Annotated in this window: 21 protein-coding genes; 4 read left to right on the top strand and 17 right to left on the bottom strand. The window is 72.2% G+C overall.

Annotation, left to right across the window (positions count from 1 at the left end):
* Nucleotides 1–162: 162 nt before the first annotated feature.
* The 9 genes from ptsP to MYF83_RS11465 all read right to left on the bottom strand — a co-directional run bounded on the left by ptsP (nucleotide 163) and on the right by MYF83_RS11465 (nucleotide 7,734).
* The gene (gene ptsP, locus MYF83_RS11425) at nucleotides 163–1,812 is read right to left on the bottom strand and encodes a phosphoenolpyruvate--protein phosphotransferase (protein ID WP_248960220.1); all 1,650 of its coding nucleotides are present in this window, start codon (nucleotides 1,810–1,812) and stop codon (nucleotides 163–165) included.
* Nucleotides 1,805–2,089, bottom strand: coding sequence for an HPr family phosphocarrier protein (locus MYF83_RS11430; protein WP_248960221.1), 285 nt, complete (start codon nucleotides 2,087–2,089; stop codon nucleotides 1,805–1,807). The genes ptsP and MYF83_RS11430 overlap by 8 nt, the downstream gene beginning before the upstream one ends.
* Before the next feature lie 80 nt (nucleotides 2,090–2,169).
* On the bottom strand, nucleotides 2,170–3,210 hold the full coding sequence (locus MYF83_RS43690) for a zinc-dependent dehydrogenase (RefSeq protein ID WP_248960222.1): 1,041 nt from the start codon (nucleotides 3,208–3,210) through the stop codon (nucleotides 2,170–2,172).
* Nucleotides 3,207–3,698, bottom strand: coding sequence for a PTS mannitol transporter subunit IIA (locus MYF83_RS11440; RefSeq protein WP_248960223.1), 492 nt, complete (start codon nucleotides 3,696–3,698; stop codon nucleotides 3,207–3,209). The genes MYF83_RS43690 and MYF83_RS11440 overlap by 4 nt, the downstream gene beginning before the upstream one ends.
* Nucleotides 3,691–4,008: a PTS sugar transporter subunit IIBC family protein gene (locus MYF83_RS11445; protein ID WP_308201434.1), complete on the bottom strand. Its 318-nt coding sequence runs from the start codon at nucleotides 4,006–4,008 to the stop codon at nucleotides 3,691–3,693. Before MYF83_RS11445 ends, MYF83_RS11440 begins: the two co-directional genes overlap by 8 nt.
* Nucleotides 4,005–5,165 carry a mannitol-specific PTS transporter subunit IIC gene (gene mtlA, locus MYF83_RS11450; RefSeq protein ID WP_248960224.1) on the bottom strand — a complete coding sequence of 387 codons (1,161 nt, stop codon included), beginning with the start codon at nucleotides 5,163–5,165 and terminating at the stop codon, nucleotides 4,005–4,007. The genes MYF83_RS11445 and mtlA overlap by 4 nt, the downstream gene beginning before the upstream one ends.
* 63 nt (nucleotides 5,166–5,228) lie before the next feature.
* Entirely contained in the window at nucleotides 5,229–6,170 is a 942-nt protein-coding gene (gene pfkB / locus MYF83_RS11455) for a 1-phosphofructokinase (protein WP_248960225.1), read from the bottom strand.
* Nucleotides 6,167–6,928: a DeoR/GlpR family DNA-binding transcription regulator gene (locus MYF83_RS11460; RefSeq protein ID WP_248960226.1), complete on the bottom strand. Its 762-nt coding sequence runs from the start codon at nucleotides 6,926–6,928 to the stop codon at nucleotides 6,167–6,169. Before MYF83_RS11460 ends, pfkB begins: the two co-directional genes overlap by 4 nt.
* Nucleotides 6,929–7,098: 170 nt before the next feature.
* Nucleotides 7,099–7,734, bottom strand: a complete 636-nt coding sequence (locus tag MYF83_RS11465) for a hypothetical protein (protein WP_248960227.1) — start codon at nucleotides 7,732–7,734, stop codon at nucleotides 7,099–7,101.
* Between the two features lie 316 nt (nucleotides 7,735–8,050).
* Here MYF83_RS11465 and MYF83_RS11470 point away from each other — a divergent pair, with 316 nt between their 5' ends.
* Nucleotides 8,051–9,070, top strand: coding sequence for an N-acetylglucosamine kinase (locus MYF83_RS11470; protein ID WP_248960228.1), 1,020 nt, complete (start codon nucleotides 8,051–8,053; stop codon nucleotides 9,068–9,070).
* Nucleotides 9,071–9,126: 56 nt separating this feature from the next.
* On the opposite strand, the gene MYF83_RS11475 is transcribed toward MYF83_RS11470, so the two are convergent.
* Nucleotides 9,127–10,776 carry a glycoside hydrolase family 10-like protein gene (locus MYF83_RS11475; RefSeq protein WP_248960229.1) on the bottom strand — a complete coding sequence of 550 codons (1,650 nt, stop codon included), beginning with the start codon at nucleotides 10,774–10,776 and terminating at the stop codon, nucleotides 9,127–9,129.
* 279 nt (nucleotides 10,777–11,055) lie between these two features.
* On the opposite strand from MYF83_RS11475, the gene MYF83_RS11480 reads away from it, so the two are divergent.
* Both MYF83_RS11480 and MYF83_RS11485 read left to right on the top strand, forming a co-directional pair.
* Entirely contained in the window at nucleotides 11,056–12,699 is a 1,644-nt protein-coding gene (locus MYF83_RS11480; RefSeq protein WP_248960230.1) for a glycoside hydrolase family 3 N-terminal domain-containing protein, read from the top strand.
* A 281-nt stretch (nucleotides 12,700–12,980) separates the two neighbouring features.
* Complete coding sequence (locus tag MYF83_RS11485) at nucleotides 12,981–13,889, top strand: MurR/RpiR family transcriptional regulator (RefSeq protein ID WP_248960231.1); 909 nt, start codon at nucleotides 12,981–12,983, stop codon at nucleotides 13,887–13,889.
* Between the two features lie 88 nt (nucleotides 13,890–13,977).
* Here the strand turns inward: MYF83_RS11485 and MYF83_RS11490 are convergent, their stop codons facing one another.
* The 7 genes from MYF83_RS11490 to MYF83_RS43695 all read right to left on the bottom strand — a co-directional run bounded on the left by MYF83_RS11490 (nucleotide 13,978) and on the right by MYF83_RS43695 (nucleotide 22,237).
* Nucleotides 13,978–14,403, bottom strand: a complete 426-nt coding sequence (locus tag MYF83_RS11490) for a hypothetical protein (protein ID WP_248960232.1) — start codon at nucleotides 14,401–14,403, stop codon at nucleotides 13,978–13,980.
* A gap of 147 nt (nucleotides 14,404–14,550) precedes the next feature.
* Nucleotides 14,551–14,718, bottom strand: coding sequence for a hypothetical protein (locus MYF83_RS11495; RefSeq protein WP_248960233.1), 168 nt, complete (start codon nucleotides 14,716–14,718; stop codon nucleotides 14,551–14,553).
* A 280-nt stretch (nucleotides 14,719–14,998) separates the two neighbouring features.
* Nucleotides 14,999–15,712, bottom strand: a complete 714-nt coding sequence (locus MYF83_RS11500; protein WP_248960234.1) for a hypothetical protein — start codon at nucleotides 15,710–15,712, stop codon at nucleotides 14,999–15,001.
* Between the two features lie 334 nt (nucleotides 15,713–16,046).
* A complete protein-coding gene (locus MYF83_RS11505) occupies nucleotides 16,047–17,105 on the bottom strand; it encodes a hypothetical protein (RefSeq protein WP_248960235.1) in 1,059 nt (352 codons plus the stop codon).
* Nucleotides 17,106–17,344: 239 nt separating this feature from the next.
* Complete coding sequence (locus MYF83_RS11510; RefSeq protein WP_248960236.1) at nucleotides 17,345–20,485, bottom strand: ATP-binding protein; 3,141 nt, start codon at nucleotides 20,483–20,485, stop codon at nucleotides 17,345–17,347.
* Entirely contained in the window at nucleotides 20,482–21,195 is a 714-nt protein-coding gene (locus tag MYF83_RS11515; protein WP_248960237.1) for a hypothetical protein, read from the bottom strand. The genes MYF83_RS11510 and MYF83_RS11515 overlap by 4 nt, the downstream gene beginning before the upstream one ends.
* Before the next feature lie 4 nt (nucleotides 21,196–21,199).
* Nucleotides 21,200–22,237 (bottom strand): endonuclease domain-containing protein, encoded by a 1,038-nt coding sequence (locus MYF83_RS43695; protein ID WP_248960238.1) that lies wholly within the window; start codon nucleotides 22,235–22,237, stop codon nucleotides 21,200–21,202.
* 200 nt (nucleotides 22,238–22,437) lie between these two features.
* Here MYF83_RS43695 and MYF83_RS11525 point away from each other — a divergent pair, with 200 nt between their 5' ends.
* Entirely contained in the window at nucleotides 22,438–22,620 is a 183-nt protein-coding gene (locus MYF83_RS11525; protein ID WP_248960239.1) for a hypothetical protein, read from the top strand.
* The last annotated feature ends 71 nt before the right edge of the window (nucleotides 22,621–22,691 follow it).

The raw sequence follows: 22,691 nt of genomic DNA on the forward strand, positions 1-22,691 counted from the left end.
CCTGCCACCGCGCCCTGGCCGGCAGGCCCTGACCTCCTGCCACCGCGCCCTGGCCGGCAGGCCCTGACCACCTGCCACCGCCCTGCCGGCAAGCCCTGACCACCACCTGCCGTCGTCGCCCGCGCGCCATCCTCCGCCGGGCTTGGACCGCCTGACCGGTGATCAGCCCGCGGCGTCGCCGGCCGCCGCCCGGGCCTCGGCGGGGCCCTCCGCGGCGAGGGCGCGCCGCGCGCCGGCCTCGCACTCCGCCAGGGAACGGCGGGCCAGCGCGTCCCGCACGTCCGGCACGGCGGGGGCGGCCATGGAAAGGCTCCTTACGCCGAGCCCGGCCAGGACGGTGGCCAGGAGCGGGTCCGCGGCCGCCTCTCCGCACACGCCGACGGGCTTGGACGCCTCCCGTCCCGCCTCGGCGCACATGGCGATCAGCTGGAGCAGCCCCGGCTGCCAGGGGTCGAGCAGGTCGGCCAGCTCGCCGTGCTGGCGGTCGGCGGCGAAGGCGTACTGGCCGAGATCGTTGGTGCCGATGCTGAGGAAGTCCACCACCTCGAGCAGGCGCCGCGCGTGGAGCGCCGCCGCGGGCACCTCGACCATCGCCCCGACGTGGCGCAGGCCGCGCTCGCGGGCGCGGCGGGCGAAGGCGGCCGCCTCGGCCACGGTGCTCACCATGGGGGCCATCACCCAGGTCTCGGCGTCGCTCCCGCGGGCGGCCTCGGCGAGGGCGTCGAGCTGGGTGTCCAGGATCTCCGGCCGCACCCGGCTGGTGCGCAGCCCCCGCACCCCGAGAGCGGGATTGGCCTCCCCGGGCAGCCGCAGGAACGGCAGCGGCTTGTCCGAGCCGGCGTCCAGGGTGCGGATCACGACCCGCCGGCCCGGCAGCGCCCGCAGGACGGCCGTGTAGGCGGCCACCTGCTCCTCGAAGGACGGGGCGTCGCGGCGGTCCAGGAACAGGAACTCGGTGCGGAACAGGCCGACCCCCTCGGCGTCCTCGGGGGCGCGCAGGTCGTGCGCAGAGCCGATGTTGAGCAGCAGCGCCACCGGGTGCCCGTCGGCGGTCCGCCCGGGGCCGTGCCCCGCGGCCCTGCGCTCCCGGCGCGCGGCGGCCTCCAGCCGGATCGCGGCGGCGACGTCCTCGGCGATGCCGACCTCGACGTACCCGGTGTTCCCGTCGACGCCGAGCAAGGTCCCGTCGTCGATCCCGGCGGCGTCGCGGCACGCCACCACGGCGGGCAGGCCGAGGGTCCTGGCAAGGATGGCGGTGTGGCTGGTGGGGCCGCCCTTCTCGGTGACCAGCGCTAGGACGGTCGCGGGGTCGAGGCCGGCGGTGTCGGCGGGCGCGAGGTCGTCGGCGATCAGGATGTACGGGTGCCCGGGATCGGGCACTCCGGGCATGGGCAGGCCGAGGACGGCCGCGACGGCCCGGTTGCGGATGTCGTCCAGGTCTCCCGCGCGGTCGGCGAAGTACCCGCCCGCGGCAAGCAGCGCCTCGCGGTGGCGGGCGCACGCGGCGTCCAGCGCGTGCGCGGCGCCGAGGCCCGCGGCGATGCCCTCCTCGGCCGATTCGAGTAGCGCGGGGTCGGCCGCGATGAGGCTCTGCGCCTCGAGGATCTCCCTGGCCTGGGGGTTCGACGCCCTGGCCGCGTGCCTTTCGAGGTGCTCGGCGACGTCCCGCAGGGCCTGCGCCGCGAGGGCGGACTCCCGGGCGGGGTCGGCGACCGGCCCCGCCGGCGGAAGCACCGGCGGCCCGGCCATCCTGTACGCGGGGCCCGCCGCCCGTCCGGGACTGACACCGAGGCCATGGACCGCCTCAGGCATCGGCCGGCTCCTCGGCGTCCAGGTCGCGCGACAGCAGCTCGGCGAGGGAGTCGAGCGCCTCCTCCGCGCCGGGGCCGTCGGCCTGCAGGATCACCGCCGTGCCGTGCTCGGCGCCGAGGGCGAGGACGCCGAGCATGCTGGTCGCCGGGACCGGCGGCCGGTCGCCGACCCGGATGCGCACGGCCACGCCCTGCCGGGCGGCGGCCTGGACGAACATCTTCGCGGGCCGCGCGTGCAGACCGCTGCGGGAGCCGATGATGACGGTCTTCTCTGGCATGGTGGCTTCCTTCGGGCTTCTCCGGCTTTGCGGGGTTCGCCGGGCCATCGGGGCGGGTGATCGGTGGCCCGGCGTGGTGGTCACGGTTCGACGGTGACCTTGATGGCGGTGCCGCGGGCCACGATGTCGATGCCCTGCATGACCTCGGCGAGCGGGATCCGGTGGGTGATGAGATCGGCGACCGGGACCGCCCCCGTGGCGATCAGCTCGAGCGCCCTGGCATTGTGCCGGGGGCTCGACCCGTTGGCGCCGACGATGGTGAGCTCCCGGTAGTGCACCAGGTTGGAGTCGAGCGCGATCACGGGGTCGTCCTTGGGCAGGCCGCCGAAGAAGCTGATCCTTCCCTGGCGCGCGACCATCTGGAGCGCCTGCTGCTGGGCGGCCCCGGACGCGGCGGCCGTGATGACCACGTCGGCGCCCCTGCCGCCGGTGAGCTTGAGCACCTCGTCCACGACGTCGACGTCCTGGCCGCTGATCGCGGCGTCCGGCTGGACGCGTTCGGCGGCCATGGCGAGCCTGCCGGGGTTCAGGTCGGCCAGGAAGACCCGGCCTGCCCCGCGTGACCGGGCGAGCCGGACGTGCAGGCAGCCGATCGGGCCGGCCCCGAGGATGACGACGTCGTCGCCGTCCCCGACCCTGGCCAGTTCCTGCCCGTTGAGCACGCAGGCGAGCGGCTCGGCGACCGAGGCCTCGGCGAAGCCGACGCCGTCGGGGATGCGGTTGAGGCCGTCGACGGCGAGGACCTTGCCCGGCACGATCGTGTACTCGGCGAACCCGCCGTCGTAGTGGTAGCCCATGGACTCCTGGTTCGGGCAGACCGTCTGCCTGCCGCGCAGGCACTCCTCGCAGTGGCCGCACGGGATGGCGGCGATCACCTGGACCCGGTCGCCCACCGCCCAGCCGGTGACCCCCGCGCCGAGCTCGGCGATCTCCCCGGCGATCTCGTGGCCCATGACGCGGGGCGGGCGGATGTGGTGGTGCCCGAACTTGTAGATCTTGACGTCGGTGCCGCAGGTGGAGCAGTTGCGAACGCGGATCTTGACCTCGCCGGGTCCCGGCGAGGGTTCGGGCGCGTCCTCCACGCGGATGTCACCTGGGGCGTGGAAGCGGGCGACCTTCACTCGGAGGTCTCCTCTCTCTGTGTGCGGTCCGGGGCGGGCACGCCGGCGTCGCCGGGGCTGAGGAGGCGGATCACCTCGTCGGCGTCCGCCGCCTCGCGCAGGGCCTTCGCCCGGTCGGGGTCGAACAGGATCTGCGCCAGCTCCGACAGCAGCCGTACGTGCCCGTCGCCGCGAGCGGCGATGCCGACGCACAGCACGACCGGCTCGCCGTCCCAGTCGACGCCGGCGGGGAAGCGCAGCACGCTGATGGCGTCGTGGTGCACGGCGTCCTTGCCCGCGAGCGTGCCGTGCGGGATCGCCACTCCCTCGCCGACGTAGGTGGAGATGGAGCGCTCGCGCTCGACCATCGTGTCGATGTACGGCTCCTCGATCGCGCCGACGTCGAGCAGCGCCTGGCCGCACTGCCGGATCGCGTCGTCGCGCGAGGCGGCCTCGGCGGTGAGCCGGATGGCCCTGCGGTCCAGTGGCAGCGGCGCCGCGTCAGGCATCGACCGTGCCGCCGTTCTTCATCGTGGCGATGAGCCTGGTCACGGCGGGGTCGCCGATGAAGACCTGGAACGGCACCAGCACGGTGCCCGGGGCGCTCGCCCTGGCGCGGGCGGCGAGCCCGGCGTGGCAGACCACGATGTCGGCGTCGTCGGGGATGGAGTTGACCGGCGTGTGCCTCACCTCCACCGACAGCCCCGAAAGGGCCTTGCGGAGCTGCGTGGCCAGCATCACGCTGCTGCCCATGCCGGCGTCGCACGCGACCACGATCTTCTTGACGTCCTTGCTGTCGATGCTCGGCATCTCGGTCATACCTCTCTGGTGACGGAGTGGGCTTGCTTCTGGTCCTCGCCCTGCCCGTTCACGGTGTCGGTGTCGGTGGCGGAGGTGGCGGTGTCGGGGCCGGTTTCGGGCTCGTCGCCGTTGGCGCGGCCGAAGCCCAGCAGGGCGGAGGCGACCACGAACGACACCGCGGCGGCGATGAGGATGCCGGCGATGACACCGAACCATCCGCCCTTGGGGGTGACCGCGAGGTAGGCGAAGATGCTACCCGGCGATGGCGTGGCGACCAGACCGGCCCCGGTGACCATGAAGACGAGGACGCCCGACGCTCCTCCGGCGATCACCGCGAGGATCAGCCGCGGCTTCATCAGCACGTACGGGAAGTAGATCTCGTGGATGCCGCCGAGGAAGTGGATGATCATCGCGGCCGGCGCACTGGGCCGCAGCAGCCGGGGGCCGAAGAGCATGTACGCGAGCAGCAGGCCGAGCCCGGGGCCGGGGTTGGACTCGAGCATGAACAGGATGGACTTGCCCTGCTTCACGGCCTCCGCCACGCCCAGCGGCCCGAGGACGCCGTGGTTGATCGCGTTGTTCAGGAAGAGCACCTTCGCGGGCTCGATGAGCACCGAGGCCAGCGGCAGCAGCCCGTGGTCGATCAGCCACGAGACGCCGTGGCCCGCGGCGTCGGTGATGACCCGGACGACCGGCCCGATGCCCCAGAGTCCGACGATGGCCATCGCCGCGCCCACGATGCCGGCGGTGAAGTTGTCGACCAGCATCTCGAAGCCGGCCCTGGTGCGCTGCTGGATGTAGCCGTCGACCTGCTTGATCACGAAGGCCGCGAGCGGGCCGACGATCATGGCGCCGAGGAACATCGGGATGTCCGCCCCGACGATGACGCCCATGGTGGCGATGGCGCCGACGACCGCGCCGCGCTGCCCGTGGACCATGCGCCCGCCGGTGTACCCGATGAGGATGGGGAGCAGAAGTTTGATCATCGGGCCCACGAGGGCTTCGAGGGTCTTGTTGGGCAGCCATCCGGTGGGGATGAACAGCGCGGTGACCAGGCCCCATGCGATGAACGCGCCGATGTTCGGCATGATCATGCCTGCGAGGTAACCGCCGAAGCGCTGGATGCTCGCCTTGACGCCGGTCCCCTGGACCGTCGGGGTATAGGCATCTGCCATGTGAGGTGCTCCTTCCGGGGTTGCCGGCGTGCCGCCGGCGTGGGGGGTGGAAACGCGCCGCTGTCAGTCCCCGGACGTCAACGGCTTGGTGGGATCTGGTTCGTGGACACGGACGAGGTCGCGCCGGATGTCGGCGGGCGAGGGCATCCGGCTGCCCGGCAGCGCCACGGCGGCCGACGCCCACGCCAGCGCCTCGACGAGGGCCGCCTCGCCGCGGGCTCCGGCGGCGAGGAACCCCGCGAGCATGGCGTCGCCCGCGCCGACGGTGCTGCGCGGCTCGCTCACCGGGCACTCGCCGTGCCAGGCCCCGCCGTCCTCCACGAGGAGGGCGCCGTCCGGGCCGAGGCTCGCCAGGACGGACCTGGCCCCCATCGCCCGGAGCTTGCCCGCCGCGTCCATCGCGTCCCCGAGCGACGCGATGACCGCCCCCGTGGCCTCGGCCAGCTCGTGCCGGTTGGGCTTGACGAGGGCGGGAGCCGAGGCGACGGCCGACACCAGGGCGGGCCCGCTGGTGTCCACGGCGACGTTGATGCCCGCCCGGGTGAACCGCCGGCACAGGCGCGCGTACATGTCCACGGGAACCTCTGGAGGCAGGCTGCCTGAGGCGACGACCCAGTCGGCCGACTCGGCTGCGCTGAGCACGGCGTCCGCGACGGCGTCCAGCTCGGCGGCCGATAACGCCGTGCCCGGCTCGTTGATCTTGGTGACCGTGCCGTCCGGCTCGGCCAGCGCGACGTTGGAGCGGGTGGCCCCCGCGACCGGCACGGTGATCATCTGGATGCCCTCCTGGGAGAGCAGGCTGACCAGCTGGTCGCCCTCCGCTCCGCCGAAGGGGACCACGGCGCACGACCTGACCTGGTTCGCCAGCAGCGCGCGGCACACGTTCACGCCTTTGCCGCCAGGGTCGAGGCGGGCGGTCGCGGCCCGGATGACGGCGCCCCGGGTCAGGGTGGCGATCTCGATCGTCCGGTCGAGGCTGGGGTTGAGGGTCAAGGTGAGGATCATGCCCGCACCACCTCAGGGCCGGCCGCCGCGATGTCGGCCACCGTCGCAGGGTCGAGCGCGCTGTCGGTGATCACCACGTCGATCTCGTGCAGGGAGGCGAAACGCGCGAGGTAGGTGTCGGCGAACTTGGTGTGGTCGGCCAGCAGGACGCTGCGCTTCGCCGCTTTGATCATCGCCCGCTTGATCGCCGCCTCGGCGGGGTCGGGCGTCGTGAGGCCCTTGGCCACCGAGCAGCCGTTCGCGGCCATGAAGGCCACGTCGACATTGAGCCGGGCCAGCGGGCGCAGGGCCCAGTCGTCGACGGTGGCCAGCGTGCGGCCCCGCACCCGGCCGCCGAGCATGATCACGGTCAGGTTGGGACGGGCCGCCAGCACCGTGGCCAGCGGCGGCGAGTTGACGATGACCGTGAGCTCCCGGTCGGCGGGCAGGACCTGCACCAGCCGGCCCGTCGTGGACCCGGCGTCGATGATGATCGCGCCGTCCTCCGGCAGCTCCGCCACCGCGGCCTTGGCGATGCGCTCCTTCTCCGCGGTCATGACCTCGTCGCGGGCCGCCAGCGCGGGTTCGAACCCCAGCCGCTCGACCGGGATGGCACCGCCGTGCACGCGGCGCAACACGCCCGCACGTTCGAGGGCCGTCAGGTCGCGGCGGATCGTCTCCGTGGTGACGGAGAACTCCTCGCCCAGGGTCACCACATCCACCCGGCCGATGGCCCGCGCGCGCCGCAGGATCTCCTGCTGCCGCTCCTCGGCGTACATCGTGTTGATTCACCGCCGTTTCAAGTTGGTTTCATCTTTGTTTATACCCGTCCTTGTGGGAACGTCAAGAGTTTTCCCAACGTCCATCGCAACCGGCACGGAACAACTCAGACGAACCCGAAGCCACCCCAACAGCACGGAGCAGCCAGGCGGACCCGAAGCCGGTCGCCTCAGACGCCGGACAGCGCCAGGATGGCCCAGGACGAGCCGGCCCCCGCGAGCGCGCCGGCGGCCACCTGGGCCACCGTGTGGTGCGCCAGCCGTACCCGCGCCCAGCAGACCAGCGCGACGATCAACGCCCCGGCCGCCAGCGTCGGCGCCGCGGGCAGGACGCGGGCGAGCACCAGCACGGTGCCCGCCGACACGGCGGCATGAAAGGAGATCTTCCACTTCAGGGTGACCGGCACGGTCACCGCGAGACCGGCGAGCATCGCGCCCACGGTGGCGACCAGGAGCCGCGGAGCGCCGAGACCCGCGAGGAGCAGGAGAGCCACGAACACCGCCGCGACCGCCACCAGCAGCGGCACGGTACGGCGCGAGCGGTCCACGATGTGCCGGGAGTCCAGCTTCCCCGCGCGGACACCGAGGGCGATCACCAGCGCCGGGATGCCCCCGCACAGCAGGGAGGCGACCAGGCCCCACCAGAACCCCGTCCGCCCATCCGACACCAGGCCGACCACCGGCGGCAGCCCGATGACGAGCACCTGGGGAGCGAAGATCTCGGTGACCCACCGGGCGATCCGCCCGGAGACCGCCGAGCCTCCCCGCGTCCCTTCCCCGGCCCTCGCCACCCGCTGGTCCCCCATCGCGCTCCCCCGTCAAGACGTCCCAGAGTCACGCAGCCTGCCATATCGGAGCGCCGATCTGGCCGCCCGGCCCCGCACCCGGCGGCGCGCCGCCAGACGGCCGCCCCCCGGCCCTCACGACCACGGATCCTTGGCCCGGTCCGGGGCGCCACAGCACCGATCCTTGACCGCGTCCCGGGTCGTCACGACCGCCGATCCGTGACGCGGTCGCAGGCATCACCACCGTCGATCCGTGGCCGGGGGCGCGGATCGGCGGCGACCTATACTTCGTGGGAGATCACCGTCCACGACGTGGGAGAACCGTCCAGGGAGGCGTATGCGATCGGCTGAGCCGCTGGTGGTGGGGGTCGACGGCGGCGGTACGAGCACACGCTGCCTGATCGCCACGCTCAGCGGCGAGATCGTCGCCCGAGGGCGGGCGGGCGGGGCCAATCCCCGCTCCGCGCGCGACCCGGGCGGCAACCTCGCGCGCGCCCTCACCGAGGCCCTCTCCCAGATCGGCCCGCGGTTCACGCCGGGTGACGTCGCGGGCGGGGTGTTCGGGCTCGCCGGCGCCAGCGAGGCGGGCCGCAGGCAGGCCCACGCCATGACCGCCGACGCCTGGCGCGCCGCGGGACTGCCCGGCCTCCCCGTCGTCGTCCCCGACATCCTGGTGGCCTTCGCCGGCGCGACCCCCGCCGCGTCCGGCAGCGTGATGATCGCCGGTACGGGCGCGGTGGCGGCCCGCATCGAGGACCGCGAGATCGTGCGCCGGTGCGACGGCTACGGATGGCTCCTCGGGGACGAGGGTTCAGGGGTGTGGATCGGGCGCCGCGCCGTCCAGTCGGCACTGGCGGCGATCGACGGCCGGGGCGCGCCGACCGCACTCGCCGGCCGCGTCCTCCCCACCCTCCAGACCGACACGCCGTCCGCCGCGCCGTCCGACACACCGGACCTGGCGGGCGAGGCGCTCTGCCAGGCGATCATCGCGGCGGTGTACGACCGCGAGCCCGCGCGCCTCGGGATGCTCAGCCCTGTCGTGGAGGCGGCGGCCCGCGAGGGAGATCGGGTGGCGCTCGACATCCTCGACGACGCCGCCCGCCGTCTCGTGCGGACCCTCGAAGCGGTGGGCCCGGGCGATCCCGCCCTGCCCGTCGTCTTGGCCGGCTCGCTGCTGACCCACCCCACGCTGGTCGCCGAGCGGGTCAGGGACGCGCTGCTGGGCCGTCCCGTCGTCCTGGCCAGGGACGGCGCGGCGGGAGCCGCCGCGCTCGCCCTGCGCGCCGCCCGGCCGGGCGGGCAGCCTTCCCCGATCGCCGAGGCCGAGGCCGCACACCGCCGCCTCCTCACGACCTGACGGCCCGCCCGCCGCCGTACGGCGCGCGGCCTGGCGAATGCCCAGGGGCGGGGGAACTAGCGCGTCCGTCGTGAAGAGCTCGGGGCGCTTTGGCGGTTGGCGCGGTCGAGGGCGGTCACCCGGTAGCGCGAGCCGTCCTTGCCGCCGGGGTCGGTGTACTCGCCCCGGCGCCCGCCGGGCACCACCGCGACCAGGTGGCCGGCCAGATCCGTCTTCAGATCCGCGAGGTCGCGGGCGGCGTCCGCACCCGCCCCGGCCGTGGCCGTGTCGTCCCCGTCGAACCGGTAGATCGCGTAGAGCCGGGGCTTGGCGTGGTGGGTGGCGTGGAAGGAGAGCTCGACGCCCTTGCCCGTCAGGCGGGCGTGGGTCAGGGAGGGCCGCCGGGGCGGGGTGCCGGAGGCCAGGCGCGGGAGCACCGGGCCGAGCGCCGGTCGCGTGTAGTGGTCGTTCTGGAGCCGGGTGGTGGAGCCCAGCCGGTCGGCGCGCAGGTCGCCCGCGCTGTAGTAGATGTCGCCGCCGATCTCGGGGTGGTCGCGGTTGAACGTCAGGTGCCGGGACAGCTCGGCCGGGTCCTGCCAGGCGGCGGGCTGGCCGGCGACCCCGACCTTGTAGGCCGCCTGCCCGACCCACAGCTGGGTGCCGGTGTCGGCCACGACCTGGGACCACCAGGGAGCGAGCGCCGCGTAGTCGGCCGCCGGCAGGCCGATGTTCCAGTAGATCTGCGGCGCGACGTAGTCGAGCCAGCCCTTCTTCACCCAGCCGCGGGTGTCGGCGTGCTGGTTGTCGTAGGACTGGGAGCCGGAGGTGGCCGAGCCGAGCGGGTCGGTGGCGGCGTTGCGCCAGATCCCGAACGGGCTCACGCCCCAGGCGATCTCGGGCTTCTCCTCGCGGACGCGCCGGCTCATCTCCTGGATGAGCAGGTCGACGTTGCTTCGCCGCCAGGCGGCCTTGTCGGGGAAGCCTGCTCCGTGGCGCGCGAAGGCGTCGGCGTCGTTGAACTCCTGTCCCGCGACGGGATACGGATAGAAGTAGTCGTCGAAGTGCACACCGTCGATGTCGTACCGGGTGACCGCGTCCATGATCGCGTCCTGGACGAACGCGCGGACCTCCGGCAGCCCCGGGTTGTAGTACAGCTTGCCCCCGTACGCGACGCCCCAGCCCGGGTTGCGGCGCACCGGGTGGTCGGGGACGAGCTGCGCCGGGTCGGCCTGCATGGAGACGCGGTAGGGGTTGAACCAGGCGTGGAAGGCGAGCCCGCGCTCGTGAGCGGCCTCGATCATGAACTCGAGCGGGTCGTACCCGGGATCCTTTCCCTGGACGCCCGTCAGGTACTGCGACCACGGCTCGTACCGCGAAGGCCAGAACGCGTCAGCTGTGGGCCTGACCTGCACGAACACCGCGTTGAGCCGGCGCGATGCGGCCAGGTCGAGCCAGGAGAGGAACTCGGCCTTCTGCTGCTCCGCGGACAGGCCGGTGCGCGAGGGCCAGTTGATGTTGACCACGGACGCGATCCACATGCCGCGCATCTGCCGCGCGGACCAGTCGGCCGGGGTGCCGGTGCCGGTGGCGCTCAAGGCGTCTTCGGCGCCGGCACCTCGCCGGCCAGGGAGCGAGGCGGCGCGCGCCTGCCCGAGGGTGAGCGGGGTCAGCGCGGCCGCGGCCAAGCCGCCCAATATGGCCCTGCGGGTCAGCGGACGGCGGTTCATTCGGCCTCCAGGCGGCGTGGCGACGTCGATCCCTTGGACGTCGATCCCTTGACGGCTCCGGCGATGAGGTCACGCGGCCGACCATGGCCTAGGCGTCGACTGCGTCCTCCGGCGCGAACATGGCAGAGAACTTCCATAGGATCAATGACTCTGAAGAAAATTGTCACCAGGCCGTGACCTAACCGGGAGCAAATGAAGGAAAACTTCATAGAAGATACGCGGAAAGCTGCTTAACGCCACATCCGTTGCAAAGAGGGCCAACCACCACCGGAAGTCCGCATGCCGCACAGTCCCGATCTCGACCGTCTCGCCGCCACGGTCCTGCAGCCTGGGTTCGACGGAACCACGCCGCCCGGCTGGCTGCTCAGGCAGCTCGCCGGCGGCCTCGGCGGCGTGGTGCTGTTCGCCCGGAACATCTCCGCCGACACCGCCGGGCTCGTCCACCGCCTCCGCCAGGAGAGCCCGCGGGCGATCGTGGCCGTGGACGAGGAAGGCGGCACCGTAACCCGCCTGGAGGCCGCGACCGGAAGCTCCTGGCCCGGCAACGCCGCCCTCGGCGTCATCGACGACACCACCAGGACCGAGCGGACCGGCAGGGAGATCGGCCTCCTGCTCGGCGCGGCCGGCATCACCTTGGACTACGCCCCGGACGTCGACGTCAACGCCGATCCCGACAACCCGGTGATCGGCATACGGTCCTTCGGCTCCGGCGCCGAACTCGTCGCCCGGCACTCCACCGCCTGGATCACCGGGCTGCAGAGCACCGGCGTCGCCGCCTGCGCCAAGCACTTCCCCGGGCACGGCGACACAGTCACCGACTCCCACCTCGCGCTCCCGACCGTCCACGCCTCCCGGGAACTGCTGGAACGCCGCGACCTGCCGCCGTTCCGCGCCGCCATCGCCGCGGGGGTCAAGGCGATCATGTGCGGCCATCTCATGGTGCCGTCCCTCGATCCCGAACTGCCCGCCACCCTCAGCCGCCGCGTGCTCACCGGCCTGCTGCGCGAGGAGCTGGGGTTCCAGGGGATGCTGGTGACCGACGCGATCGAGATGAAGGCCGTCGCCGCGCTGCTCCCCCCGCCCGAGATCGCCGTGCGGGCGCTCGCGGCCGGAGCCGACGCGATCTGCGTGGGCGCCTCCTCCCCCGGCGGGGAGAACGTCACCGCGCTGCGCGACGGGATCGTCCGGGCCGTCCACGACGGCACCCTGGCCGATTCCCGCCTGGCCGAGGCGGCGGGCCGCGTCCAGGCCCTCGCGGCCTGGCACGAAGCTCAGCGGGAACGACGACCCGGCGCGCCCGGCGGGACCACCGACGAGGCACCCTCTCGGGCATTCGGCGGGACAAGCCCCGGAACGTCCGGCGAAGTGCCATCCGCAGCATTCGGCGAGGCGTCCAGAGCGTGGACGATCGAGCCCGACCCGCGATACGGCGTCTCCCGGCTCGGCCTGGACACCGCACGGCGGGCGCTGCGGGTAACCCTCGGCAGCGGCGCGACCATCGACACAGGCGTGTCCCCGGTCACCGGCCGGCCCCTCCGCCCCCCGGTGCTCACCCGGCCGCCGCAGGTGATCGAGATGACCGCCCGGCCCCACCAGGCGATCGGCGGCACCCTGCCGTACGGACCCGGCGAAGCCCTCGCGGCACGGCTCCCCGGCACCGAGCGGACGGTCCTCACCCCCGAGCGGCACGAGCTTCCCCCGCTGCGCGAGCCGGACCAGGCGCCCCTGGTCGTCGTCACGCACGACGCGCACCGGCACGGATGGATGAGCCGCGGCCTGGCCGAGATCCTCCGGCACCGCCCGGACGCCATCGTCATCGAGATGGGCCTGCCCGGCCCACCCGTGGGCGCCCTCTACCTGGCCACCAACGGCAACTCCCGCGTCTCATCACTCGCCGCCGCCGAATGGCTCACCGGCCGCTAGAGAGCAGAAGACCGTGCCCAGCGCGTCCCGGACGCACATGCACATGCTCCCCTCAGGGAAGGCCGCCCTGGCTACCCGCCCGGTCGCCTCCGGAATCTCCATGAACGACTCCGGGCGCATCGACACTCCGCCCGCCCTCTCCTGCTCCATCCCATCTTGTGGAGACCTGACCGGAGCGTCATGAAGTGATCACCGAGAGATCCGATTTCGCCAACGGCGTCCTAAAGGATGGGGCCTTCTACGGCTTCCCGGTAATGTGTCGGTAACAGAAAAGGAATCGCATGATCGACCCGCAACGCTCGACCCCGGAGAACCTGGTCGCCCGGGTGCGGGCCGTACTTCCCTCGCTCACACCTTCGGCCCAGATCATCGCCCGGCTCATCCTGGACGACCCGGCGACCGTCGCCCGCAGCACCATCACCGAGCTCAGCGCCGCGTCCTCGACGAGCGAGGCCACCATCGTGCGCACCGCGCGGGTGCTCGGGTTCTCCGGGTACGCCCAGCTCAGGCTCGCGCTGGCCGCGGCGGCCGCCGCCACGCGCCAGGGTCCCGACCGGCTCGTCCCGGGCGATCTGGCCCCTGACGACCCGCTGTCGGACGTGATCGCCAAGGTGACCCGGGCCGAGCGGGAGGCCATCGAGGACACCGCGGCGCAGCTCTCCCCCGAGCGTCTCGGCGCCGTGGTGGACGCGATCATCGGGGCCCGCCGGGTCGACGTCTACGGGGTGGCCGCCTCCGGGCTCGTGGCGGCGGACATGGCGCAGAAGCTTCTGCGCATCGGCCTGTCGTCCCACGCGTTCACCGACGCCCACCTGGCGCTGACCAGCGCGGTGCTGCTGAAGTCCGGGGACGTCGCGGTCGGCGTGAGCTGCACCGGCGAGACGCCCGACGTCCTGGAGCCGATGCGCCTGGCCCACAAGGCCGGGGCGACGACGGTCGCGATCACCAACAACCCCCGCTCCTCGCTCGCCGAGGTGTCCGACCACGTGCTGATCTCGGCCGGCCGGGAGACGGCCTTCCGCCCCGGCGCGCTGGCCAGCAGGATCAGCCAGCTCCTGGTCGTCGACTACGTCTTCGTCGGCGTGGCCCAGCGCACCTCCGAGGTCTCCAACGACGCCCTGCGCACCACCCGCGACGCCGTAGATCAGTTCCTCACCGAATCCCGCGCCCGCCCGCGCCGCCCGTCATAGCAGGCGGCCTCTCGCGTGCGGGCCCGTGCGCGTTCCGTGCTGGACGCTCGTCCGTGTCATGACTGTCATCGCCGGTTACGCCGGGTTCTCAATGAGCCTTGTGGAGGCACTCGTCCATGATCAGGCCGAGGCCGATGCCGACCAGCCATGAGTCCTTGGCGATGCCGACGCCCTCCTGGGTGGGGCGGATGCTGCCGGGCTGCCTCAGCCCCGGTGTGCGGAGGTAGAGCCCGATCAGGCCGGCGCCGAAGGCCGTGAGGCCCAGGCCGGCGAGGGCCGAGGGGATCACCGGCACGAGCAGCGCCGTCCCGAGCGCCAGCTCGGCCGTCGACAGGAGCCGGGTGAACACGACCGGGTCGATCTTCTTCAGGAACGGGTAGGCGCCGGCGGCCATGCCGTGCAGCCCCGTCGCCGTCTGCTCGTCCGCGTTCGTCTTGCTGAGCCCGGAGTTGAAGATGTACACACCGGTGGCGATCCGCGGGGGCAGGTGATACGGGGCTGCGAGAAACCGCATGGTTCCTCCCATGGCGTCTGAGGCGGTCGTCGGTCATCCGACCCATACCCACCCGCCTTACCGCCTACCAGCACAGCTGTGGCATTTGTGCTGGTAGGGGCACCGATCACGTCAATCCAGCCCCCGCGTGGCCCCGGTTCCGGAGCGTCAGCCGGAGTGGCGGGAGCGGAGGAGCTTGGAGACCACCGTGTACGCCAGGAAGACCACGCCGATGATGAGGACCCACTTGAGGATGCCCGCGACCAGGCTGATCACGGTGCCGAGCAGCATGAAGCCGACGATGACGGCGGCGATGAGGAGAAGGATTCGAGCCATGACCTCAGGCTAGATCGCCGTACCGTCCCGCGATATGCCCGCGGGCCGAGTTCAGGGACGAGTCAGGGTCCGCCCTCAGGGTCAGGTGAGGGCCGGCCGGATGGGACGTCCCGGCGCCCGGACCCCGCCGGACCCGGCCTGGCCACGGCCCTCCCGGGCGCCGTGCTCAGAGCCCGCCCGGGGATCATGTCGCGGGCTCGGAGACGGCTGCGGGGCGACGCGAAATGGCCGGCCCCTGGGTGCCGGGGCCGGCCATGCGCGGTGGGGGTGCCGGTGGCGCTCAGAGGACGGCGCAGCCGATCCTCACCGGGACCCTGGCCGACCAGCGGCCGGAGAGCACGTCGAAGGCCTGGGCGTAGCCGTTGGCGGCCTTGCCGGGAGCCGAGCAGTCGAAGACGCCGGTCTTCTTGCCGAAGCTGCCGCCCGCGAAGCCGCTGTGCGCGGTCGCGTTGACGGTGCCGCTCCAGAACAGGCGGCCGGTGTTGTAGCGCAGGTAGAGCCGCACCTGGCCGAAGTTGTAGTGGTCACCGCTGATCTTGATCCGGGCGATGTCGTCGACCGAGGTCGTCGTCGAGGTGCCGTCCCCGTTGTCGGTCGGGGCGACGGTGTACCGGTTGATCCACAGGCGGGCCGAGACCTTGCGGTTGCCCGCCTGCGCGTTGTCTGCGGCGGCCTGGGAGCGGACCGCGGGGGTCACGCAGACGTCGTCGCCGGTGAAGGCCTCCCGCCAGACGTAGCCGGTGACGCAGGTGTGCGCACCGAAGGCACCGGAGGTCCAGCGGCCCGCGGCGGCGGCGTTGTCCGAGCGGGTCTGGGTGCGGTTGGCCGAGGTGACGCAGACGTGGTCGGCGGGACGGGCCTCGCGCCAGACGTAGCCCTCACGGCAGGTGTCGGGGCCGAAGTCGCCGGTGGCGGCGGAGGCGGACGTCGCGGGGACGGTGACGGAGAGGCCCGCGACGGCGGCGACGGCGAGACCGAGCAGGGTGCGCTTCATCGTTGTCTCCTCGAGTGTGGGTGCTGTCTCCCGGCCCCGGTGGCTCCCGGGCGCCTTGCACACTCAAGTGATAGAACCGGTCACCTGCAGGTTCATAGACAGGCGCTTGACGTCATCGGCTGCAAGCGCCATGCAAGGACGGCAAGCCGCGCAAGCGAGCGCCCCGCCTGCCGGCCGGGTTGTCCCGCCCTCCGGTTCACCGGCTCAGCACGCCACCGTCCACCGCGCCCGCCCGCCGACGCGTCGTCGTCCCGCCTCGCCGCGCGTCGCACGGGGTCGTCCCGCGTCGCACGTCCCGCGTCGCACGGGGTCGTCCCGCGTCGGACGGGGTTCGTCAGACCGGGACGGCGAACAGGACGCGGCGGCCGCGGAACTCGGTCAGGCTCCACAACTGCCTCTTCTCGATCCAGCAGGTGAGATCCTCCGGCCCGACCGGGAACTTACGCACCTGGGGGGCCTGCCCGTCCGCGACGACGAGGAGCGAGCCGTTCTTGACCGCCGAGGCGGCCTGGCTGAGGTACCAGCGTCCCTCGTGGGAGAGCGCGCCCTGGATCTTGGCCGCCGGCAGCGTGAAGGCGTGGGCCGCAGGAGCCAGCCCGTCGGCTCCGGCCGCGAGCGTGCCGTCCGCCTCCAGGCGCCAGCGGACCACCCGCCCCACTCTGCCGGGTTCGTCCGCGGGGTCCACGTACTCCCCGGAGACGAGCAGGTGCGGGCTCTGGGTCCGGTCGACGGCGGCGAAGGAGAACCGGGCGGCGCCCGTCGCGCTCCAGAAGTCCACCTGCGGCATCACGTAGCGGTACCCGAAGGCGTGGTACTTCCCGCCCTTCAGGCCGATCTTGTCGTCGTCGCCGTCCACCTCGTAGATGTGCCGGGTGTCGAAGACCCGGATCCCGCGCGAGGTGTCGGCGACGTAGAGCAGGTCGCCGTACCAGGCGACGCCGCCGGCGTGGATGTTGATCGGGTTGTAGGAGGAGCCCTTGGGCTCGACCAGCAGGACGTGCCGGTACTTGCGGGTGGCCGTGTTGAGGAACGAGACCCGGACGCCGCGCTCGGTCGCCTTGCCGTCCGGCTTCCAGTACCAGGTCACCGCGAAGGCCTGGACGTCCTTGTGACCCGCCTCCGAACTGCTGGCCACCCCCTGCGGGTACCAGTCGGTGGTGTCGTTGTCGCCCGCGTCGAAGCAGTACCAGTCGGCCGGCTTCGGCGCCATCGAGCCGAACGCCGTCGTGCTCCCCTTGCGTACGGCGGTGCGGTTGGCCTTGGCGAGCACCGTCGCGAGGTCACGCGCCGGAAGCGCGCCGGCCAGCGTCCCGACCGCCTGCGGAAGGTCACGGGTGTCACGCCGTAACTGGAACGGCCCCGGATCGGTCCCGGTCATGAGGCTCGGGCTCATGCGGATGCCCCCATCGCGCTTCGGGAACGGGAGCAACGTCGCGACAGCGCCGACGCTCCCGCTCGACCAATGATCAACCTCGACAGTCTCCCCCAGGAGCGACATATCCGTCTACGTAATGACTCATCGGGCACTACTCCCCCGCAGGACCGACCCCCGCAGGTGCCGGTCCGGCCCCGGCGGTCCCGCGGGAGCCGGAAGGTGTCCGTCCGGCCCCGGCGGTCCCGCGCGCCGATGCGTCAGGGCGTCGTGGCCGTCGAGGAGCCCTTGGCCCGGGCGACGACCTCCTCGGCGGTCAGCGCGTTCTGCGGATGGTGGCTGAGACAGAGCGGCGCCTGGAGTTTCCGGAACGGCGCCCCCTCGACCGCCGCGTAGAACTGCCCGGCGCCCAGGCGGGCGATGTCGGTGACCTCGCTGCCCTTCGCCCGGGCCATGTCCTTGGCGGCGGCGATCTGGACCGGGCTGTGCAGCAGACCGAAGAACTGCGTCGCCGCGTTCCCCGGGATCCGGTTGTGCAGGCCCTTCGGCGCTTGGGTGGCGAAGACCAGGCCGAGCCCGTACTTACGTGCCTGAGAGGCCAACGCCAGCGTGCTCTCCGTACACGCCGTCGTCGACCCGGAAGGCGCGAACGTCTGGGCCTCGTCCATCACGAACAGGCCGCGCAGCGGGCGGTCAACGGCCGGATGCTTCTTGATCCAGGCGAACAGCGCCATCTGCAACTGGTTGACGAAGCTCTGCCGCTGCTCGTCGGACTGCAGGCCGACGAGGCTGATCACCGAGACGCGGGCCCTCTTGCCCTCCGGCGGGGTCAGCAGGACACCCGGATCCATGGACGCGCCGCCGCCCCCGAACAGCGGGTCGATGACCATCGCCGCGGTCAGGTTCTGGGCGATGTCGGCCGCGAGTTTGCCCGCGTGCTGGAGTTCGCTCACCCCGTCCGGCAGGGAGGACAGCAACGTGATGAGGCCTCTCAACGTGGTCACGCCCTGCCGTCCGTAGTACAGCAGGGCCTCCCGGAGCACGGCCTGGCCCTGGTGCGCCTTGGGGGTGTTCCCCAGGAGCTTCGCCCGGGGGGCGAGGGCGGCCACGGCGGCGTTCACGGCCTCCCTGAACTCGTCGACGTCGTCGACCACGCCGCTGAAGTCGGGCAGTGGCTGGAAGCTGAGCGGACGCCCCCCGTCGCGCAGCGGGGTCCACACCACGACGTCGGTGCCGGCCAGGTAATCCTCGGCCTTGGCCGGGTCGTCGCCCTCCCACTCCGGCGGTTCCTGCGGCCATCGGTCCCCCAGGCGCGCCAGATCGTTGTTGGGGTCGAGCACGATGGCCGAGACACCGCGAAGCGCGCACTCCTCGACCAGACGGCGGATCAGCACGGTCTTACCTGACCCGGATCCGGCGAAGATCGCCGTGTGCTTGCGCAGCGCCTCCAGGTCCACGGTGACGGGCGTCCCGTCGGTGGTGGTCCTGCCGAGGGTGACCGGCGGAACGGCGTTGACCTGCGCGTTCTCCGCCGAGGACCGCACCGGGGTGGGAGCGGGCTCGTCCTGGCCGGCCGGATCGGCCCACAGGTCGCCGAGCGCCTCGTTCAGCATCTTCACCCCGGCGGCCGGTTTCCTGGCCAGGAACCACGCCTGCAGGTTCGGGTGGTTCTCGGCGAGCAGGTCCCGGAGCCCGGCGAGCGTCCTGAGATCGTCCTCCTCGATGCGAAGCGTCCTGCCGCCCGCCCGTTCGAAGGCCGCGACGACCTCGACGGTGCGGGCTCCGCGTGACCACTCCAAGTTGCGCAGCACGAACAGGCGCCGTTTCGGCACCTCGGCGTTGAGCCCGGCCGCCACGCAGGCCGTACGGAGGCGGTTCAGCGCGGCGTTGGGATGTTCGGCGGCTACCGCGCGAAAGGCCCAGTGCGCCTCGTCCTCGGTGTCCTCCACCAGGCTGCGGCGCAGGCGCGCGTGCAGCGACGGCTTGGAGCTGGGCGGGGCGTCCTGGCTGAACGCCTGGCCTGCTTCGCCTTGCGCCGCGACCCAGGCGGTGAGCCCCGCGGCGAGCAGCCCGGGCATCACGGCGTCCTCGGTGCGGAGGTCGAGCGTGACGTCCGCCGCGTCCCTCAGCTCGGCGAACCGGGCGTCCAGGGCCGCCAGATCATCCGCGGGCACCACGTCGCTCCCCTGGCGGCCGTCCCCGGTGGCCGTCGTGATCGGGCCGGCGAGGCTCTCCAGTTCCTTCACCTCGCCGGAGGCCAGGCACGCCTTGACATAGCCGTCGATCTTGATGAGGAGCTGCCGCGGAGTGAACTCCGGGGCACTGTCGAACGCGGACGGCTTGACCGGCCACGTCGGGTGGGGAGGATGGAAACCGATCTTGCGGAAGGTCTCCCCGAAACGCTTCTCGACCAGGAGCCGGCCGATCTTGGAATCGGGGATCGTCATCAGCGGTACGGCCTGCCGGAACCGGTCCTGGACACTGTCCGTCGCCACCTGCTCGACGAGCGCCCATGTCGCCGGAAGGCAGGACAGCACGGTCAGGGTGCGGCGCGTCACCTCCCTCAAGGACATCAGACCGCCCGCGATCGCCTCGATGACGAGCGCCTCTCGCCGGTCGTACCGCGCCTCCCCTGTCGTGGAGATGAACGACTGCGCGATGAGCGTGTCGACCTGGTCCACCGCGACGACCGACGGCCCGGTGAGCGCCAGCAGCCGGGAAAGGTCGCGCACGATCTCCTGCGCCGACTTGCTCCCCCGCCGTATCCCCCACTGGGCGCGCTCGCCCTGCTCCTCCTCCGGCTCGGAGGAGAGGTAGGTGTGCCCGACGTCCTGGGCCCGCAGGTCGTCGGAGGCGCACAGCACCAGTGCGCGCACGGTGTCCTGGGCGTCCCGTCCGACCTGCTCGTCGAAGCGGCGCAGGGCCTCGACGAAGGAGTACAGAGCCTCCCTGGTCAGCGACGCCCTCCCGATCAGCTTCAGGCGTGCCACCCTCTGCACGCCGACCATCGACGACAGCCGCCGCAGGAACATCCTCAGCTGGCTGTCACCGTCGATCTCGCGTGCCAGGCTGTCGAGCATCGAGACCACGACGCTCTGCCAGAAGTCCCTGGTGTCGAGCAGGCCGACCAGGAAGAAGTACCCGCCCTCGTTCTGCGTCCTCTCGCGCAGCCATCCGAGCAGATGCGTCTTCCCCGAGCCGCGCTGCCCCTGCATCACCACTCCGATGGGGCTCGCGTCGAGGCTGTCGTTCGCCTCCGCCAGCCCGTCGAGCAGCACCTGGGTGGTGGGCCGATGCAGGCCCTCGACGTGGAACCGCGAGGGCCGCCACACATCGTCGGGCACCTCGGCCCAGTTGAACCTGACCGCTCCCAGAGCGCGCCGTTCCTCGCCGGTCATCATGCTCCGATCCAGATGAGGTGCTTGTCCTGGTCGCCGATGGTCACCGCCGCATCGCGGTCCCGCTGAGAGAGCCCTTTCTGGTTCGCCTCGGGAATGAAGGTCACGTCCGGCTCGTCGTTCAACCGCCTGAACGCGGCGTCGACCTCCCCTCTGGGCAGGTCGGAGAGAAGCGATCGGACCTTCGTGACGCCGACCCACGTACCGGGCTTGTCCGCCAGCTCGGCGTAAGCGGCTCGGATCCGCCCCTCGATGTCGTGCACGGCGGACGACGATGCGGCGGGCGGTGCCGACGCCCGGGAGGACACCGGTGACGCCACCGGCTCGGCGGGCCGGGCGGGCGACGCCACCGGCTCCGGGGCGCAGGCCGGTGTGAAGATGTCGGCGAGCCGGTGATCGGTCCTGTCCATGAAGTCCCACAGGCCACCGAGCACGGCGTGCAGCGCGGCTCCGGCCGACCCCGGTTGCCGCTTGACCCCGGCGCGGAGCTCGTCCCTCAGGCGCGCCCAGCCCGCGTCGGTCAGGACATGGACGTACGCGCGTCCCTGCTTCCTGCTGTCGACGAGCCTGAGTGCGTTCAGCTTCCTGCGGTTCTCCCCGTCGACCTTCAGGCCATAGCGCTCCTGGAGATCTGGATTGGAGACCTCCCCGGCTTCCCGCATGAGCGCGAGCAACGCGGCCACCTGGGGGAACGACAATCTCTCGTCGGGCACGTCATCATCCTTCCAACGTTCCGCCGCGACGGCCGCGGAGGAAGCGTTCCACCTGGCCGACGACGGCGTCTGTGTCTGTCAAAACCTGGGCGTTCGTGATGCGCAACACGGCGTAGCCGTTCGACCGAAGCTGCCCGTCACGGTGGCGGTCCGCCAGGTGGCGGGCCGGGGCATGGTGCTCCAGCCCGTCGATCTCGACGACGCACCGCTCCCGGCTCCACAGCAGGTCGACCCTGATGGGGTTGGCGAGCGGATGTGGCCGGTATGTCTGGTTCCACGCGCGTCCGGCCGCCCAGGCACGCGACGACAGCGCCGCCTCCAGCGCCTTCTCGGCGCTGCTCGCCGGATGCGGCATGCCCGCGACGGCCGGGTAAGCGATGGCGGCCTGAAGACGTCCCTCCGCCCGCGGAACGCCTTGGGCGGGACGCGCCGCATCAGTGGGAAGGCGAAACCTCACCGTTTCCACCCGGTCCACCCATACCAGGGGCGCACCGGTGAGCCAGATGGCGAGACCGCCCCGGCCGGCGAGCCATTCGCACCCCGCGACCAGCACTTCCTCCTGCCCCTCGGCGAGGCCACCGGGAACGTTCAGGAGGATCGCCGCCTGGGGGCGATGAAAGGCGGCCGCCAGAAGCCGGGCGAGACCGGCCGCACGAACTTCGGGGGTGAATCGGGAGGAACGCGATGCGACGCCCCGTAAGGACGACTCGGCCAGATCAGCCAGGAACGGCCCGAAGTGGGGGCCGGTCGACGCCGCGCGCAGGGCGAGTGCTCGTACGGCGGTCACCGCCGCGAAGCTGGGCGCGTCGATGCCTTCGGCGCCCGGAAGCCAGGCCGGGAACAATTCGACGGCGGCGGTTTCCAGGGCGTGGAGTGCGGCGGCGACCATTTCCGGTACGGAACGTGCGGGGGCCGCCGAGTAGCCCAGAATGGCCGGGGCGTCGTCAGCGAGCGGTTCCGCGAGCAGGGCCGTGATGTCGGTGTTCGCCCCGGAAAGGCGTACGACACGTCCCTTGGATAGCTGGTCCCACGACTCCGCCACACCGCTTCCTTTGGTTCCCGATCAGGGCAGCCTGCCGAGGTTATCCATATTGCGAGCGAAGTGCACGCATTCACGGGAAACTCATGGGAATGCCGTGGGATACGAGATTGATGAGCGCAAGAAAGGCATGCCGACGTTCGAATGAGGAAATCGGTTTACCCGACCGGTGTATCGATACGGGCAATTGCACGGGAATTCATGTGCCCGTATCCGCCGGGACGACCGACCGGCACCGATGCCCCCGAGCCCGGCCTCCGGGTGACGGCCGAGCCGCCGCCATCGGCCGCCACGGCGGCTGGCAAGACGGCTCCACCATTTTGCTGCGCTACATCCGCGACGTCGACCGCTGGAAGAAGAACCCCATACACGGCGCCGGGCTGTGAGGCGGTGGCGCCGCAGCAGGTCAACGCGCGGAAGGGGTGCCGGTGGAGCAGGTAAACGCCCAAAGCGGGCC

The sequence above is a fragment of the Sphaerisporangium perillae genome (assembly GCF_023276435.1).
Classification (GTDB): Bacteria; Actinomycetota; Actinomycetes; order Streptosporangiales; family Streptosporangiaceae; genus Sphaerisporangium; species Sphaerisporangium perillae.

What these genes read in the sequence shown, in the direction of transcription:
- MYF83_RS11505 (WP_248960235.1), bottom strand. Translation starts at nt 17,105, where the DNA reads ATGAGCCCGAGCCTCATGACCGGGACCGATCCGGGGCCGTTCCAGTTA.
- MYF83_RS11445 (WP_308201434.1), bottom strand. Translation starts at nt 4,008, where the DNA reads ATGACCGAGATGCCGAGCATCGACAGCAAGGACGTCAAGAAGATCGTG.
- MYF83_RS11485 (WP_248960231.1), top strand. Translation starts at nt 12,981, where the DNA reads ATGATCGACCCGCAACGCTCGACCCCGGAGAACCTGGTCGCCCGGGTG.
- MYF83_RS11495 (WP_248960233.1), bottom strand. Translation starts at nt 14,718, where the DNA reads ATGGCTCGAATCCTTCTCCTCATCGCCGCCGTCATCGTCGGCTTCATG.
- MYF83_RS11460 (WP_248960226.1), bottom strand. Translation starts at nt 6,928, where the DNA reads ATGTACGCCGAGGAGCGGCAGCAGGAGATCCTGCGGCGCGCGCGGGCC.
- MYF83_RS11475 (WP_248960229.1), bottom strand. Translation starts at nt 10,776, where the DNA reads ATGAACCGCCGTCCGCTGACCCGCAGGGCCATATTGGGCGGCTTGGCC.
- pfkB (WP_248960225.1), bottom strand. Translation starts at nt 6,170, where the DNA reads ATGATCCTCACCTTGACCCTCAACCCCAGCCTCGACCGGACGATCGAG.
- MYF83_RS11440 (WP_248960223.1), bottom strand. Translation starts at nt 3,698, where the DNA reads ATGCCTGACGCGGCGCCGCTGCCACTGGACCGCAGGGCCATCCGGCTC.
- MYF83_RS11480 (WP_248960230.1), top strand. Translation starts at nt 11,056, where the DNA reads ATGCCGCACAGTCCCGATCTCGACCGTCTCGCCGCCACGGTCCTGCAG.
- MYF83_RS11510 (WP_248960236.1), bottom strand. Translation starts at nt 20,485, where the DNA reads ATGATGACCGGCGAGGAACGGCGCGCTCTGGGAGCGGTCAGGTTCAAC.
- MYF83_RS11500 (WP_248960234.1), bottom strand. Translation starts at nt 15,712, where the DNA reads ATGAAGCGCACCCTGCTCGGTCTCGCCGTCGCCGCCGTCGCGGGCCTC.
- MYF83_RS11430 (WP_248960221.1), bottom strand. Translation starts at nt 2,089, where the DNA reads ATGCCAGAGAAGACCGTCATCATCGGCTCCCGCAGCGGTCTGCACGCG.
- ptsP (WP_248960220.1), bottom strand. Translation starts at nt 1,812, where the DNA reads ATGCCTGAGGCGGTCCATGGCCTCGGTGTCAGTCCCGGACGGGCGGCG.
- mtlA (WP_248960224.1), bottom strand. Translation starts at nt 5,165, where the DNA reads ATGGCAGATGCCTATACCCCGACGGTCCAGGGGACCGGCGTCAAGGCG.
- MYF83_RS11470 (WP_248960228.1), top strand. Translation starts at nt 8,051, where the DNA reads ATGCGATCGGCTGAGCCGCTGGTGGTGGGGGTCGACGGCGGCGGTACG.
- MYF83_RS11490 (WP_248960232.1), bottom strand. Translation starts at nt 14,403, where the DNA reads ATGCGGTTTCTCGCAGCCCCGTATCACCTGCCCCCGCGGATCGCCACC.
- MYF83_RS11465 (WP_248960227.1), bottom strand. Translation starts at nt 7,734, where the DNA reads ATGGGGGACCAGCGGGTGGCGAGGGCCGGGGAAGGGACGCGGGGAGGC.